This is a genomic window from Spirosoma radiotolerans (assembly GCF_000974425.1).
Lineage (GTDB): Bacteria > Bacteroidota > Bacteroidia > Cytophagales > Spirosomataceae > Spirosoma > Spirosoma radiotolerans.
Genome location: NZ_CP010429.1, coordinates 5,055,618 through 5,070,571 on the forward strand (window position 1 = coordinate 5,055,618; position 14,954 = coordinate 5,070,571).

Sequence of the window (14,954 nt, forward strand, 5' to 3'; positions counted from 1 at the left end):
CCAATTTTGCCCAATTTTTTTCCGCCCCTCATGTCTAAGAAAACCAAGATCGTGGCTACTGTTGGCCCGGCTTCCGAAACGAAAGAGCAACTACTGGCCTTAGCCAAAGCAGGAGTAAACGTATTCCGGCTCAATTTTTCCCACGGCACCCACGAAGATCACCTGATGCGGCTCAACCGCATTCGCGAACTGAATGCAGAGCATAACCTTAACCTCTGCGTATTGCAGGATTTGCAGGGTCCTAAAATCCGCATCGGTAACGTTGAAAATAAAGATGGCGTGTTGATCGAGGCTGGTCAGGAACTGGTCTTTACCAATGACGAAATCATTGGAACAGCCCAGCGGGTCAGCACACCGTATAAAGATATGTACCGCGATGTGCACACAGGCGAACGCATCCTGATGGACGACGGCAAACTGGAAGTGAAGGTACTCCGGACAGAAGGCACCGATGTTGTGACGGAAGTCGTTTACGGTGGCTCCATGAAATCCAAAAAAGGCGTAAACCTGCCCAACACCAAGGTGTCCATGCCTGCCGTTACGGAGAAAGACTGGGCCGACCTGGAATTTGGCCTGGAGCACGATGCCGAGTGGATCGCCCTGTCGTTTGTTCGTGAAGCCTCCGAAATTCTCGAAATCAAAGAATACATCCGGTCGAGAGGCAAGAATAGCCGCGTGATCGCTAAAATCGAAAAGCCGGAAGCCATTCAGAATATTGACGAAATTATTGCCGCTACGGATGGACTGATGGTCGCTCGGGGTGACTTGGGCGTTGAATTACCGGCCGAAGAGGTTCCGATGATTCAGAAAATGCTGGTAGAGAAATGCAACCGAGCCGCCAAACCCGTTATTGTGGCGACGCAGATGCTCGAAAGCATGATTGACTCCCCACGGCCAACCCGCGCGGAGATCAACGACATTGCCAACTCCGTAATGGATGGAGCCGATGCCGTCATGCTAAGCGCCGAAACCGCTTCGGGAAAATACCCGGTTCTGGCCGTCGAAAGCATGGCCAACACCATTCTGCAGGTTGAAAAGTCTACAGATAAGATTTACTACCGGTACCACGCTCAGGTAAACGAGCACCCAAGTGAGAACGCCATCAACGATAATGTCGTGATGAGCGCGTGCCGACTGGCACGTGATACGAAAGCCAAAGCCATCATCGGCATCACAAACTCGGGCTACACGGCTGTTCGCCTGTCGCACCACCGCCCGAAAGCTGATTTGTTTGTTTTCTCCAATGATGCTCAGCTGCGGAACACACTGGGTCTGTACTGGGGCGTTCAGGTGATGCCTTACGAGCCAGATTTGAATTTGACAATTGATCAGACGGTAGAAGGCATTAAGCAAACGCTTGTCAGCCAGAAACACCTGGCCTCGGGCGATATTTTCATCAATACGCTCAGCATGCCGCTCACTCAGGCCCGTCGCACCAATACGGTGAAACTAAGCACGGTAGATTAAACCAAGGTGGTAAGTGCTCACTTACCACCTACTGCACACTAAAAAGCCGCGAAACCAAGGGTCATCGCGGCTTTTCTGTTCTCACTGAAAATGAAGAATTTTATTCGTCTTACCTGATTACCTAACCTGGTACGACGAGGTATGTTTAAGCTTTTTGCGCTTTTGACGTTTTTGCGGCCTTCTTTTCTTCAGCAACAGGAGCGTCAGTAGCCGGGGCTTCTTCAACGACTGCATCTTCGGTTGCTACGGCCGCTTCCGGTGTGCTTTCGGCAGGTTCTTCAGCCGCTGCGGTAAACACATCAGGCGCATATTGCCGCAAAATACCGTACCAGATAATTAGCTTCTTGATATCGGCCGGACGAACCCGCTCACGGTCGTAAGCAGGTACAACTGATGCCATAAAATCGGCTAACTCTTCGTTTGACCCTTTTGGATCGACCAGCAGAGTCTCCCCGTATTTTGAATTGATTTCGGTCAATACCGCGCTTAATGGTATCGATTGTTCCTCATCGTCGTCTACGTAAATCGAAATATCATTCAGGACGGATACACGAGCCGTTGGGCCCATCATCGTCTTCGCCTTCTTTTCATCCAAAGACTCAACAATAACACCCGCCCGACCGGGTTTCAGGATTCGGTAAAGGCCGCTGTAGCCAGCCACATTGGCAATCTGTTTTAATGCTTCCATAGAGAGACTTTGTAAATTGGTAACGTGTATTTTGCTGCGTGTATTGCCCTTTTAATAATTGAATTAGTGAATGATGGAGTGATTAAAGAGGCTATACATCCTTATTCAGTCACTCCATCATTCACTAGTTCAATCACTTTTTGTACCCTTCATTTAACGGCCGGATAAAGGCAAGAAGGTCTTCCCGGCCGGCGGCCGTGATGGCTGAGGTAACAAAAAACTGTGGTGCTTCCTCCCACTCTTCAAGTAATCTAGCGCGGTAATTGGCCAGTGTAGTCTGAAGTTTGGTCGCGTTAAGTTTTTCCGTCTTCGTAAAGACAATGACAAAAGGAAGCCCCCGCTCGCCCAGATTGGCCATAAAATCGAGGTCTATCTTCTGCGGTTCAATGCGTGCATCGACCAGCACGAAGATACACAGCAGATTCGGGCGACTCGTCAGGTAGCCGTCGATTAAGGCCGCAAACTTCTCGCGCTCGGTTTTACTTACCTGAGCGTAGCCATAGCCGGGAAGGTCAACCAGATACCACTCATTATCGATCAGAAAGTGGTTAATCAGCTGGGTTTTACCGGGCTTACCCGAAATTTTAGCCAACGACGACCGACTCGTCAGCATGTTGATTAGCGACGATTTGCCAACATTCGAACGGCCAATAAAGGCATACTCGGGTCGGTCGGGCTTAGGACAGAGAGCCGGGTCGGAGTTGCTGACCAGGAATTCGGCTTGCTTAACAGGCATAGTGTAATGGACTAAAACGGCCGCAAAGTTCGGAAAGATTAAGGAGAATGGCACATGATTTGTAATTTGCCGTTCTATCCGTTAACTATGTTCTATAAAACGACGTACCCGTTGAAACGAAAGTTGCCGGTCCGTTCGTTATCATCCCGAAAACCATAAAGACTGCCGGTTTCCCGGTTCGACTATGAAAAAAGTTATTTGGCTACTGGCGATTCTGCTGGTGGGAGTCCACTCGTTACCGACCCACGCTGCTCTTCATCCACCAAAAGTGCATCGGACAAGCGACAGCAAACGTGTTTTGAGCGATGATGCCGCGGGCATTCAGTTTACAGAGGCCTCCTGGAAAGAAATTTTAAAGAAGGCGAAAGCCGAAAAAAAGGTGATTTTTCTGGACGCCTATGCTAGCTGGTGCGGGCCCTGCAAACTGCTCCAGAAAAACGTATTCACCAAAAAAGCTGTTGGTGACTTCTACAATGAGAAGTTTATTAACGTAAAAATGGATATGGAAAAGGGCGAAGGTCCTGCGCTGTCGCAGGTTTATCCGCTGGAAGCCTACCCTACTTTGCTGTTTATTGACGGCAACGGAAAAATATTGAAAAAGGTCCTGGGCCTTCAAACACCAGAAAACCTGATTGCCATTGGCAAAAGCGTGAAATAACAACTGCCCGTGTCTTCTGGAAATAATCCGTTTTTATAGGTAACGTGAGGTCGGTTTTTCGAAACCGACCTCTTTTGTTTCACTCACTTTATTTCTGACCCATACACTCGCCATCATCAAACTGCCTAAAACAGACCCGGCTAACACGAACTGGCTCCACAGCGACCAGTTCACGGCCCTAATCACCAGTATGTTGATACCCGCCTGCATCAGCGCATAAAGAGCCGAAACCCGCAGGTGCGGCCAACGCCCCTGGTGAACCAGCAGCTGAAAAAGATGCAGTCGATGCGCCCGAAAGATGTTTTGCCGTAAATAAAGCCGATACGCAATGGTTGTTCCTGTATCGACGCCATAAACCGAAAGAAATAAGATGGGTAGATAAGTATGACTCTGGTGAATAATCTCCATAAGGCCATACAAGATACTGATTCCCATGGTGATACTCCCTACATCACCCGCGAAACAAATCGCCTGTCGGCGGGCGTTGACATAGCTGAAGATCAATAGCGCGATAAATAGACAAGAAAACAGATTATCGGTTTCTTTCAGCAACCGGGCTTGCCAAAACCAGAGCGTTGCAACAGTAACCAGGCTATAAAAAGCCGTCATGCCGTTGATGCCATCCATAAAATTGTAGGCATTTACGATGCCGACGCCCAGCACCAGCAGCCCGGCAATGAAGCACCAACTAGTTAACACATCTCGCTCCTGCATCAACAGCAACCCCACCGACAGCACATGGATGGTCAGACGAAAGCGTTTGGGTACCGGAGAGACATCATCCCAAAAGCTGACGATCATACTAGCGGTTAGACCTAACCCGAAATACAACCGATTGGCTTCTCCTGACCCGACAGCCACCATAGCCGCCAAATAAAACACGAAGCCTCCCGCCCGAACGATCGTCTCATTTTGATGAGCGGAGCGCTCATTGGGTTTATCGAACAACCCTGCCGAACGCGCAAGCAGAATACAAAGCGCTTCAGCGCCGATAAGAAAAAGAGTTAAATAGAAATAATGGCGTAGGCTCATTGGAGCAAGTCAAGTACCGGGCGTGGACGCCAGTCAAGCTGTTGGCGTGCCCGTTCGTCGGAGAACGTCAGCGTGCTGGTTAGTTTTTGTAGCGCAATCGAGTCAATCGGAAACCGCCGGCCAATAACGGCATTGATGCCGTCGCCCAGGCGAGCCATGGGGTTGATCAACGACAGCGGAACGGAAGGAATCGGTCTCTTCCGGCCAAGTTTTCGGGCAATGGCATCTTCCAGTTCGCGAACAGTTGGATGGTAGCCATCGGTCAGGTTAAATGTGCCGCCAACGTTGGCCACACGGGTAAGTACAGCCGCGACATCATCGGCCCGCACCATGCTTCGGCGAGCCAGACCGTTGCCAATCCGAACATAATACCCGCGCCGAATAGCCGTTTGCAGAGTGGCCAGATTCCCGTTTAGCGGCTCGGCAACAACCAGTGGTAAGCGTAGAATGGCCAACCGAACGCCCGTTCGGGTAGCCCATGCCTGCAATAACATTTCGGCTTCAACTTTGCTGGCTCCATACGGATCGGTAGCTAAAAGGGGGGTCGACTCCCGAAGCGCTTGTCCTGACGAACACCCATACACCAACACCGTGCTCAGATGCACGAAAGCAGTTGGCGGACTGGGCAGCTTCTCCAATGCACTTAGCAGGTTAGCCGTGCCCTGTACATTAACCCGTTGGTAATCGGCGCGTTCACTCGCAGTACGAGGAACGGCATTCGCTTTCCCGGCCGCGTGAATAACCAGGTCGAACTGACTGCCCGGTAAGTCCGGCACCTGCGCGGCCAAATCGCAATGAATATGACGGGAACCACAGGCGGTTCGGCCTACCGTGGTCATGGAATGCTCCGGCACCAGTTGTTGATAAATCCGGCTGCCCAGAAACCCGGACGCACCTGTTAGTAAGATCGTCATACTGGGGTTTCGTTAGGCCTGTTTAGTTGAATCTGCAATCGATTACCTAGCGTTTCGAGCAATTGCCGAACCATTGCCTGACTGATTGCTTCCCGCCGGAAAGTTGCTCTAAAATCTGTTCTGGGGCAAGTACAATAGAGCGTTTCGTGCACCTGCCTGACCAAATCAGCGACATCGCCAGGAACGAAAACGACGGCATTGGGGAGGTGTTGACGCACAAACGAAGCGGCATAGCCCGCCACGCCAGCGACAATGGGTTTATCCGTCGCGCCGTATTCGAATAGCTTTGAGGGAAGAACGCGAGTGAAAGCCGCCAGATCATTCAGATGCAAAAACAAATAGTCAGCGTTCTGATAATGAATCACCAACTCTGCCTGGCTAACAGGTTCGCGGATCTCAACATTCGTAACGTTCTCTGCCCGAAGCCTGGATTCCAGTTCGTTTTTCGCACCACCACTGCCAAAAATTACGAACCGATAGCCTTCGCCCAATTGCCGGGCCGCTTGTGGAATAATCTTATGCATCCCCTGCCCCTGACCGATGTTACCCGCATAGAGAAGGGTTTTAATGCGTGTTGGCGGACCAGGCACGCTTTTCGGTATAGTCAAAAATACATTGTCGATCCCATTCGTAAAATAGCTGTATGTTGCCTGTCGAAAAGAACGAAAATAGGTCTGAAATCCCTCAGAGACCAGATTAATATGATTGGCACGGCTGAACGTGTACCATTCAACAGGCCTCAGCACCACATTCAGCAGAAAACGCACCAGTAGATTTGGGTGCATTTCCAGCATGACCTCCCGAAACAGATCCCGAATATCGAGATAGAATGGGATGCGATGATTCCGTCCACTATTCATTCGCTGAACCAATACAGCGCCCAGAAAAGCGGTGAACAAACGGGATGAGGAAGCAACAACCAGATCATACTTCTGTCGCCGGGCTAGTCGGTAGGCAGTCCGGAAATAGGTCCAGAAGGCACGGATTTGATCCAGTTGGCCACTTTTGTGCGTTGGAATCTGAATACGATCAATGGTAACCGGGCAATTGCCGTAGCCTTGCTGTTCGTGCTCTGGAGCCGTTGGTTTATACGCTTGGTACCGATTGGGCCGGGTCGTGATGACGTGAATGGCATCATCTGAACGAAGCTGGCGGGATAGTTCCTGCACCAAAGCGGTGTTTCGAAATGAACCCGGCCCGATGTCGGGCTCAAAATAAAAAGTCAGGTAAAGTACATTCATTCGATAAGCCACATTGTGGTGTCTAAATAGTCGGTAAATAGCACCTCAAGGCATTGGCCGGTGCGCAACCGATTGAAGCCTTCGGCAAAGCCATAGTTTATAACGGACACTACCGGTTGGGTTTCCGACGAAACCGACAGTTGCAGCGGCCCAACGAGAATTCGATCGTCCGATAGTTGTACCCGAACGTCGGGATGGAGATAAAACCGAGCTGTTCCCACCCGATTTTTATGATTCCAAATGCCAATCAGACGATCGGTCAGTAAAAGTCGATTCGGTTCAACGGCCCACGTCCGTTCATGGATAACCCCAAGCCTACGGTAGCCATCATGCCGGGCTGTTAATTTGGTTGGTGTGTCGGTCAGCACGATTACCCTAGCACGGAGGCCCACCCGAAAACCCGACCAGACTTCGGAGGAATTCACACTGTCTATACAAACCGTATTGTGGGCAGCCGTACTCCGCTCCCGATCCCGACGCGGACCAATTTGATAAGTAGATACGCCCTTGTCCACAACCAGCGGAAGGTTATCCACATGGAGCACGAAGGAGAGCGTATCGGCGTGGGCATGACCAGGCTGATGATCGGGCCCAACCGGCCCCACATCGGCAAAAAGTTCGTACCGGTCAGTCCGAAACATACGATAGCCGCTGTCCTGTAGCCGAGTTACCATGGCGCGTGTCAAGCCAAATCGGTTACCTAATACCCGCTCGGCTTTCGCCAGAAGTTGTGCCGTTGTAGGTGCAACGCCCAAAACGGAGTCATTCACCAGGGGAATATCGCCGTTGCGAAAGGTAACGACCGTAAGCCAGCGGAGCATTTGGCAGGCTTTGTCGGACAGATCATGAACAAGCATGGCGTCTTTATGCCAGGTGTCGTGCTGCAAAGCCAGCAAAACAGTCAACAGCCGGTCGAGCAGCAGTTGGTGGTACATAGGGCTACGTTCGTCGTGGCCACCATCGGTTAAAATCTGCCGGTTCATCTCAGAACGCACAAGCCTTGCACCCAGGCGAAACCACCGCTGATGCCGAAAATAAAGGGCGCCGAGCAATAAGGCATAGCCATTTTCGAGCAGGTGGTTCCCACCAATAGCGTATTCCAGCCGATGGCGCAACAAGGTTACCTGAGCGAATAAATGACGGTCAATCATTGCTTGCTGAATTCGATTCCGGCTTAAAAATTCTACCCAGTTTATAATCCGCAGCGACGTTGGGTAAGCTTCCAACCCATCCTGCAATGCATCGGATTGCCGGATAAAATCATGAATGAGCCGAACCCCTGATACAGGACTCATACCGGGCTGGTTCAGAAAATCGAAGTAGTTCAGATTATAGGTCCAGAGTTTACCATAATCCATTGCTCCAGCATGCCGGTAGTTCCAGTTAATCGGCTGGCTACCTGGCGAATACGACTGATTGAGAAATAGAAACGTCCCGGTTTGCCACGATATGGGCTTTTCGGCATCAGGCACCTTTAGGAAATAAGCCGCTGGGGCCGTCCGGGGTAAGCGGAGCCGTGGTCGGCTCCGCAGACGAGTCAGCACCTGAAAGACCAGTTGGCGAACAGTCAGGTACCTGACCGTTCGCCAGATTAATCCGGGCTTACGCAGGTCGATCGGCGCCATTTAATTTCTGTGAAGTGATGCCCATACCTGCAACGGCGACAAACCGCCTTTCCCGCAAACTTTGTAAAGCGGCAAACAGGGTTTGTGTGGTGTTGATAAGTTCGTCAAATGGAATCAGCGATTTTTCTGGCTTAATTTGTCTATTCGTCTGCTCCTGACCCGTGCGAACCTGGTTAATCAAGCGCTTCATCTGCTCGACATGGCCCTTATCCTGCCGTCCCGATAGCTTGGAGAACCCCTTAAATCCGTAGCCGGTCAACGTTCGAAAGTTGTCCAGCACCAGCGTTCGTTCCTGCCAGTAAACCTCTACTCGTTCCTTAGCGTAGGCTTTACTGCCATTGCTGAAGTAATTGATCGTAGCGGTGGAACCGTTCTCGTAGCGCAACAGTATAGAGGCCGAATCACTTGTTTCGGTGGGTTGACGACCCATCGCGTTCAGGCATACGCTCATGACCCGGCTACCCGTCAGAAACGTGATCAGATCGACAAAATGACAAGCCTCGCCCAGGATACGACCCCCCCCGACATCCCGATCATGTACCCACGATGCAGCCAAAATCGATCCTGCATTGACGGTGACAACAATATTCATCGGCAAATCTGCCGACCGTTCACCACCGAGCAGCGTCTTCATTTTTTGCGCATACGGCGAAAAACGCCGATTGAAGCCAACCATCAAGATCCGGCCCGCTTGTTGCTGATGTTCAATCAGCGCGGGTAATTCATGTGGGTAAATAGCCAGTGGTTTTTCCACAAACACATGTTTACCGGCTTTCAGAGCCTCACTAGTCAGTCGGGCGTGGCTATCGTGGCGGGTTGTAATCACGCATAGGTCAATGTCCGGGTCGTTGAGAATTTGCTGGTAGTCTGTGGTGCTTTGGGTAATGCCGAACTTTCTGGCCAACACGGTTGCGCTCAGACCGCCAGCACTGGCGATGGTTTTAATTTCTGCGCCAGCCGCTTTCAGAGCAGATACTAGTATCGCCCCCGTGAAGTTCCCGGCTCCAATGATTCCGATGGTCCCCGAACGCGGCTCATACGCTTGCTCCAGCAACCTGAGCACGGGAGTTAACGCGGCTTGTTCAGGATACGTGAGCAGCGAAGCAATCCGCCCCGACAACTGTAGGTCACTGTATATTTTCTGGTAATCGGTCAACGGCACCACTTCAGTGATCCATGACATTACCTGTAGCTGGCCCGTAGCCATAAATTGGAGGATAGCCTGAAAATTACGATTCGCCGTCCAGCGAACGTAGTCTACTGGATAATCCTGACCTCTTTGTTCGTACGCTTCATCATAACGACCGGGTCCATAGGAACGTGCAACCCGCAGGACGACCTCTTTTTCATATAGATCCGCTCGACTCATCGTTAGGTCTGTCACGCCCACCAGAACAACGGTTCCCTTTCGGCGACTCATACGAACCGCCTGCGACAGGAGTTTATCTATCCGGGAAGAAGCGGTAATAATCACCCCATCGGCTCCTAGGCCGGTAGTCATTGACATAACCGCGTTGATCGGCTCCACTCCCCGTGCCGGGTTGATAACGGTTATGCCGCGTGCTGTCGCCAACTGGCCTTTTGCTTCGACAATTTCGATACCAATAACCTGACAACCACTGATTCGGAGCAATTCCGCCGTCATCAGGCCAAGTAGACCCAATCCAATGACCACAACCGTTTCGCCAGCGGACGGGGCCAGGAGCCGAATACTATTCAGGCTGATGGCTCCGATAACAGTAAAAGCCGCTTCGTCGTCACTCACCGCATCGGGAATGAGCGCCACCAGATTTCGTGGCACACAAACGACTTCAGCATGATATCCGTTGGATGCCACCCGGTCGCCAACGCAAAGATCAGTAACCCCGTCGCCCACGGCCAGTACGGTCCCGACATTGCAGTAGCCCAGCGGCACCGGCTGATTCAATTTACGAATCACCGCACCGATCGTTGTTCGCAGGCCATCCGACTGAATTTTTTCAACGACCTGCTTTACTCTATCGGGCTGCTGACGAACCTTGTTCAGCAGGCTGGCTTTGCCGAACTCGACCAGCATTCGTTCCGTACCCAACGATACCAGCGACCTCCCTGTTTGAATCAACACCTGTCCCGGTTGTACCTGGGGCGTTGGCACATCCATGAGCAGCGTCTCACCGGTTTTGACGTTCTGGATGAGCTGTTTCATAATGAAGTTAGTATTCTGGCAATGCGGCCAGCAGCCTGTCCGTCCCACAAAGGCGGCACTTGCCCGGTTTTGACGCGACCGTCCAGAATTTCCTTCACCTTCCGTAGTGCCGTTTCGGGTTTCAGGTCATCAAGTAGCTGATTGGTACCCAGGTCGACGGTTACCGGTCGTTCGGTCGAGTGGCGAAAGGTCAGGCAAGGCACGTTGAGGTAAGTCGTTTCTTCCTGAATCCCACCCGAATCCGTAATGACGAGGCTCGCATTATCCATCAAATTCAGAAATTCGAGGTATCCCTGTGGCTCCAGAAGACGCACACCCGGAATGGCAACCAAACGGTCCATCAGGCCAAATTGAGTTAGGTTGGCGCGGGTACGCGGGTGAATTGGGAACAGCACTGTTTTGTGTTGAGCAATGCCCCGAATCAGTTGTAGAAGCTTTTCCAGACCAGTTTCTGTATCCACATTAGCCGGCCGGTGCAGGGTGATCAGTACATACTGCTGGGGAAATACGCCCAACAGCGTAAGCGTGTTTAGCTTAGTCGCTTTCTGCCGATACTGTACGAGTGAATCAATCATGACATTACCGACAAAATGGACTTTTTCATGGGAGATACCTTCGCGCCGAAGGTTATCCAGCCCGGACTGTTCGGTTACGAACAATACATCGGCGATCCGGTCGGTTTCAATTCGATTAAACTCCTCAGGCATCCGGTCATCGCCCGACCGCAGGCCCGCTTCGACATGCGCCACCCGAACACCCCGTTGAGCCGCCACCCGTGCGCAGGCCAGCGTACTGGTCACGTCACCCACCACCAGTACCCAATCGGGCTGCTCGGCATGAAGCACCGCGTCGAATTTGTGCATCATATCCGCCATCTGCTGCGTCGGTGAGCCGGGTAATGCGTTCAGAAAATGATCTGGTTGTGGCAAATCGAGCTGCCGAATGAATATATCGCTCAACAGATGATCGTAATGCTGACCGGTATGAACAATCTTAGACTGGGTGTTCGGTTGCGATAGAAAAGCCCGATGCAGGGGCGCCACTTTCATGAAATTCGGACGGGCACCAACGATGCTAAGGACGTTCATATCGAGTTTATTTAGATCTGATTTATGGATCGTGAAAACCCGTTACACGGATTGTCGTATTCGTATCCAGTGCCTCTTTCGTTTTGAGCATCAGATAACCCGTCTCCCAGATCATTTTCAGGCTTTCCTGCTTTGACGCATCTGTCCGCATCAGGTAACTAGTTTTGATGGATTGCTGATGACCGTGATCCCGAAACCACAGCCGACGGCGGATCACCCTGGCGTTATTATCCAGCCGCAACGTTTGAAAGTCCGTCAGGCTGACTAGCAGATTTCCCTTATGGGCATTCAGCGTTTCCCGAACGCCCTCGAACGTATGTCCTTTGGCCGAGAAGGTAATGGTTCCAATGGAGCCATCAGCGAATAGATACGAAACGCTGATGTCACAGTCGGCCCGGCGCGAACGGGCAGGAATAATCTGGATGGGAAACCGATTCGGCTCAGGGATTAACCGCATCGTGAAATCAATCCAATGGCATAAATTACCCAAAATTCGCCCGCCCTCTTCCTCAGCAAAATACCAGTGTCCATCAGGAATAGCATGGCCCGCCACAAACCAATTTAGCATCGCAGGGCCAGTCTGTGTGTCTAATTGTTGTTTTAAGAACTCCCCAAGTTTGCTTTCGGGCCGATTGAAACCCAGCCTAACGCACCCTTTATACGCGCGTATAGCCGTACACAACCGCACCAGTTGATCTTCACTGACTACATGCGGTTTTTCGATGTGCACGGCCTTCCCCTGCCGGATGGCAGCCATAGCGTACTCAGCATGCGATGCGTGATTGGAAACAATATAGATCAGGTCAATGTGTGGATCGTTTATGAGATCGTCGGCGGAGTTTGTGTAATAATCGGTCCTGTATCGCTGAGCCAGCGAAATGGCTTTGTTTAAGTCGGTATCCATAACACCCCGAATAACCGCGCCGAAGTTTTTATGAATGTAATAGGCCACGTTGGCATAAGCGAACTTTCCACAACCCAGTATGCCCACGTGTTTACCCGTCGACTCGGTAGGAACAGACAGTGGCTGCTGCCCAGTAAACTCTTTTTTCATGTGGTAATGCGCCTGCACTTTCATCCAGGTTCGGGCGAGGCCGAATAGTCGAACATACCGAATTACTTTCCGGAGACTGACGCGTATCGGTTGCTGGGTATAGTCCATAAGGATTCAGGTACGGTTCGCATTCTGGCGGCCTGATAGAAATCCACCCAGACAAGCGGGTTAAGCGAGCTGTCGTAATCCCGGCGGGCCAAACAAAGGGCTTGTGTCCGATAGCGCTCATACTGGTCGGGCGGCATCGTCAGGAATGGCTCGATAGCCTGCTGAAGTAAAGCGGGTTCGTTGGGCACCCAACGGCCGGCAGCCTCCTGTTCCAGCACCTGCCAGGGCGTATTGGCTGAAGCGATGACGGGTGTACCCTGTGCCAGCGCTTCGATAACGACGTTACCAAAGTTTTCGGAATGCGAGGGTAAAATCAACACGTGCGCATTGGCATATAGTTGTTCTTTGCGTTGATCCTGCACCGGCCCGACAAACGATACCTTTCCAGAAAGGCCCAACGTTATTAGGGACTCCTTCAATTTTTGGGCGTACAGTTTGTCTGTTTCAGGGCCAGCCACCACCAGTGAATAACGGCTTTGCTTAAACACTGTTGATGCACTGAGGGCTTTCAGTAAACGATCAATGGCTTTTATAGGGTGCAACCGACCCATAAACAATAGATACGGCTGTGCTACCCGAGTGGCTAAAGCTGGCCGTTCCATCATCGTTCGGCGCACACCGACCCGTGCATAGGGACCAAAATGATGCCGTATTTGATTGGCCTCCTCTGCACAAGTAGCATGAAACAAAACGCTCGACCGGAACCTCTTAAAAATGGGCAGTAAGAACCGCTTCAGGCGTGGCCGAAACTGGAGTGCCGCCGGGCTTAGTTCGCCGTGGGGCGACCACACAACGGGCTTATTCAGAAGTTGACACAGGACGACCCAAACAAATGAAGCGGGATAAAACAGGCTGTTCACATGCACCACATCCGCTTCTCGGATGGCTTTCCAACCATACCAGATGTGTTTGATAGGCAGGTAAAAGTGCGGGTTTTGTGTATAAATCACCCGCCCGTAATCCCGCATTAACCAGCTATCCAGCGGTGTGCATACGGGGACATCCTCTGAGGTAGCCACCACGGCTACCTCATGCCCAGCCCTGGTCAGCATTCTGGCCTGCCAATGGATGGTGCTGGCAGCTCCACTTGCCTGAGCCGGATAAAATCGGTCGGCCGATATAACTATCTTCATAAAAAAGTTGGTGAATAGACGTGACTAAGCTGATACTGTTGGTCATACAGCACTTTATAGCGCTCAGCAGCCCGGTTGATGGTGTATTGCTGCGCATTTTTCAGGCCGGCATCGATCAGGGTTTGTCGGTAAGTATCATCCTGAATAAGCCGCTCTATACCCATTCGAATGGCGGCTATGTCAGTTGGGTCAACCAAATGAGCTGCATCAGCGGCCAGTTCCTGCATTGGCGAAACCCTGGCCGTAATCACGACCCGCCCCACAGCATTGGCTTCAAGAATGGGCAGGCCAAAGCCCTCCTGGGTCGAGATGAACGTAATAATATCACTTTCGTTGTATAGCTCAACGACTTGCTCTTTGGGTAAGCTAACATACTGCCGATATTGAATCTGCCGCTGCTGTAATTCAGCAATCAGTTTATCGGTTAAGGATCCGACAATGAGGAGCATACAGGGCATTGCCTCGATGGCCGCCATCAGGCGGGCTACATTTTTATGCCGAGCCGTTCCCAATTGCAACAGTCTCGGTTGCTGGTGCATAAAAGCCCTGGGACGATGCGTGAACAAAGGATCATAGCCATTGGGAACAACCTGCACTTTATGAGCTATACGCCCTACATACCGGATCAACTCCTGCCTGGTGTTTTCCGAAACGGCCGTCACAACACCGGCCCGACGAATGGGCAGGTAATACCAAAGCAGCCAGAAAATCAGGTACCGGACTGGTCGTTTGCGGTTATTGGTCAATAAAAAGCAGTCGTGAATGGTCAGTATCGTGCGCGACGCGGGTAAGGCCAGTGCCGCATAATGAATATCGCCCGTAATATGAAAAAGATCGGCAGTAAGCTGTTTTATGAAACGTAGATTTTGCCAGACCGGTCGTAGACCCCGACTCACATACGGCAAGCGAATGGCCTGTGTGTTTACACCCAGACCCGCCACCTCAACCCGAACACTATCGAACAACTGGTCGATGCTATAGCCAGTGCCGGGGCTTCGAAACAGGTATAGAACAGTCATAGGCGA

Annotated in this window: 13 protein-coding genes; 2 read left to right on the forward strand and 11 right to left on the reverse strand. The window is 51.5% G+C overall.

Features of this window, described 5'->3' with window-relative positions:
- Positions 1–30: 30 nt before the first annotated feature.
- Positions 31–1,467 (forward strand): pyruvate kinase, encoded by a 1,437-nt coding sequence (pyk, locus tag SD10_RS20510; RefSeq protein ID WP_046579875.1) that lies wholly within the window; start codon positions 31–33, stop codon positions 1,465–1,467.
- A 145-nt stretch (positions 1,468–1,612) separates the two neighbouring features.
- On the opposite strand, the gene SD10_RS20515 is transcribed toward pyk, so the two are convergent.
- Together SD10_RS20515 and yihA are read right to left on the reverse strand one after the other, a co-directional pair.
- A complete protein-coding gene (locus SD10_RS20515) occupies positions 1,613–2,155 on the reverse strand; it encodes a DUF5606 family protein (RefSeq protein WP_046576362.1) in 543 nt (180 codons plus the stop codon).
- A gap of 133 nt (positions 2,156–2,288) precedes the next feature.
- A complete protein-coding gene (gene yihA / locus SD10_RS20520; protein WP_046576363.1) occupies positions 2,289–2,891 on the reverse strand; it encodes a ribosome biogenesis GTP-binding protein YihA/YsxC in 603 nt (200 codons plus the stop codon).
- A 184-nt stretch (positions 2,892–3,075) separates the two neighbouring features.
- Here yihA and SD10_RS20525 point away from each other — a divergent pair, with 184 nt between their 5' ends.
- Complete coding sequence (locus SD10_RS20525) at positions 3,076–3,549, forward strand: thioredoxin family protein (protein ID WP_046576364.1); 474 nt, start codon at positions 3,076–3,078, stop codon at positions 3,547–3,549.
- Between the two features lie 33 nt (positions 3,550–3,582).
- Here SD10_RS20525 and SD10_RS20530 read toward each other — a convergent pair whose 3' ends face one another.
- Genes SD10_RS20530 through SD10_RS20570 form a run of 9 tightly spaced genes read right to left on the reverse strand, consistent with a single transcriptional unit; the run spans position 3,583 to position 14,948 of the window.
- Complete coding sequence (locus SD10_RS20530; protein ID WP_046576367.1) at positions 3,583–4,581, reverse strand: MraY family glycosyltransferase; 999 nt, start codon at positions 4,579–4,581, stop codon at positions 3,583–3,585.
- On the reverse strand, positions 4,578–5,495 hold the full coding sequence (locus tag SD10_RS20535; RefSeq protein WP_046576369.1) for an NAD-dependent epimerase/dehydratase family protein: 918 nt from the start codon (positions 5,493–5,495) through the stop codon (positions 4,578–4,580). Before SD10_RS20535 ends, SD10_RS20530 begins: the two co-directional genes overlap by 4 nt.
- Positions 5,492–6,736: a glycosyltransferase family 4 protein gene (locus tag SD10_RS20540; protein WP_046576371.1), complete on the reverse strand. Its 1,245-nt coding sequence runs from the start codon at positions 6,734–6,736 to the stop codon at positions 5,492–5,494. Before SD10_RS20540 ends, SD10_RS20535 begins: the two co-directional genes overlap by 4 nt.
- Positions 6,733–8,361 (reverse strand): alginate lyase family protein, encoded by a 1,629-nt coding sequence (locus SD10_RS20545; RefSeq protein WP_227699030.1) that lies wholly within the window; start codon positions 8,359–8,361, stop codon positions 6,733–6,735. The genes SD10_RS20540 and SD10_RS20545 overlap by 4 nt, the downstream gene beginning before the upstream one ends.
- A complete protein-coding gene (locus tag SD10_RS20550) occupies positions 8,339–10,546 on the reverse strand; it encodes a bi-domain-containing oxidoreductase (protein WP_046576374.1) in 2,208 nt (735 codons plus the stop codon). The genes SD10_RS20545 and SD10_RS20550 overlap by 23 nt, the downstream gene beginning before the upstream one ends.
- Positions 10,543–11,634, reverse strand: a complete 1,092-nt coding sequence (wecB, locus tag SD10_RS20555; protein ID WP_046576376.1) for a non-hydrolyzing UDP-N-acetylglucosamine 2-epimerase — start codon at positions 11,632–11,634, stop codon at positions 10,543–10,545. Before wecB ends, SD10_RS20550 begins: the two co-directional genes overlap by 4 nt.
- 22 nt (positions 11,635–11,656) lie before the next feature.
- Positions 11,657–12,796 (reverse strand): Gfo/Idh/MocA family protein, encoded by a 1,140-nt coding sequence (locus SD10_RS20560; protein ID WP_046576377.1) that lies wholly within the window; start codon positions 12,794–12,796, stop codon positions 11,657–11,659.
- Positions 12,751–13,929: a glycosyltransferase gene (locus SD10_RS20565; RefSeq protein WP_046576379.1), complete on the reverse strand. Its 1,179-nt coding sequence runs from the start codon at positions 13,927–13,929 to the stop codon at positions 12,751–12,753. The genes SD10_RS20560 and SD10_RS20565 overlap by 46 nt, the downstream gene beginning before the upstream one ends.
- The gene (locus SD10_RS20570; protein ID WP_046576380.1) at positions 13,926–14,948 is read right to left on the reverse strand and encodes a glycosyltransferase family 4 protein; all 1,023 of its coding nucleotides are present in this window, start codon (positions 14,946–14,948) and stop codon (positions 13,926–13,928) included. The genes SD10_RS20565 and SD10_RS20570 overlap by 4 nt, the downstream gene beginning before the upstream one ends.
- Positions 14,949–14,954 lie beyond the last annotated feature (6 nt).

What these genes read in the sequence shown, in the direction of transcription:
- pyk (WP_046579875.1), top strand. Translation starts at nt 31, where the DNA reads ATGTCTAAGAAAACCAAGATCGTGGCTACTGTTGGCCCGGCTTCCGAA.
- SD10_RS20515 (WP_046576362.1), bottom strand. Translation starts at nt 2,155, where the DNA reads ATGGAAGCATTAAAACAGATTGCCAATGTGGCTGGCTACAGCGGCCTT.
- yihA (WP_046576363.1), bottom strand. Translation starts at nt 2,891, where the DNA reads ATGCCTGTTAAGCAAGCCGAATTCCTGGTCAGCAACTCCGACCCGGCT.
- SD10_RS20525 (WP_046576364.1), top strand. Translation starts at nt 3,076, where the DNA reads ATGAAAAAAGTTATTTGGCTACTGGCGATTCTGCTGGTGGGAGTCCAC.
- SD10_RS20530 (WP_046576367.1), bottom strand. Translation starts at nt 4,581, where the DNA reads ATGAGCCTACGCCATTATTTCTATTTAACTCTTTTTCTTATCGGCGCT.
- SD10_RS20535 (WP_046576369.1), bottom strand. Translation starts at nt 5,495, where the DNA reads ATGACGATCTTACTAACAGGTGCGTCCGGGTTTCTGGGCAGCCGGATT.
- SD10_RS20540 (WP_046576371.1), bottom strand. Translation starts at nt 6,736, where the DNA reads ATGAATGTACTTTACCTGACTTTTTATTTTGAGCCCGACATCGGGCCG.
- SD10_RS20545 (WP_227699030.1), bottom strand. Translation starts at nt 8,361, where the DNA reads ATGGCGCCGATCGACCTGCGTAAGCCCGGATTAATCTGGCGAACGGTC.
- SD10_RS20550 (WP_046576374.1), bottom strand. Translation starts at nt 10,546, where the DNA reads ATGAAACAGCTCATCCAGAACGTCAAAACCGGTGAGACGCTGCTCATG.
- wecB (WP_046576376.1), bottom strand. Translation starts at nt 11,634, where the DNA reads ATGAACGTCCTTAGCATCGTTGGTGCCCGTCCGAATTTCATGAAAGTG.
- SD10_RS20560 (WP_046576377.1), bottom strand. Translation starts at nt 12,796, where the DNA reads ATGGACTATACCCAGCAACCGATACGCGTCAGTCTCCGGAAAGTAATT.
- SD10_RS20565 (WP_046576379.1), bottom strand. Translation starts at nt 13,929, where the DNA reads ATGAAGATAGTTATATCGGCCGACCGATTTTATCCGGCTCAGGCAAGT.
- SD10_RS20570 (WP_046576380.1), bottom strand. Translation starts at nt 14,948, where the DNA reads ATGACTGTTCTATACCTGTTTCGAAGCCCCGGCACTGGCTATAGCATC.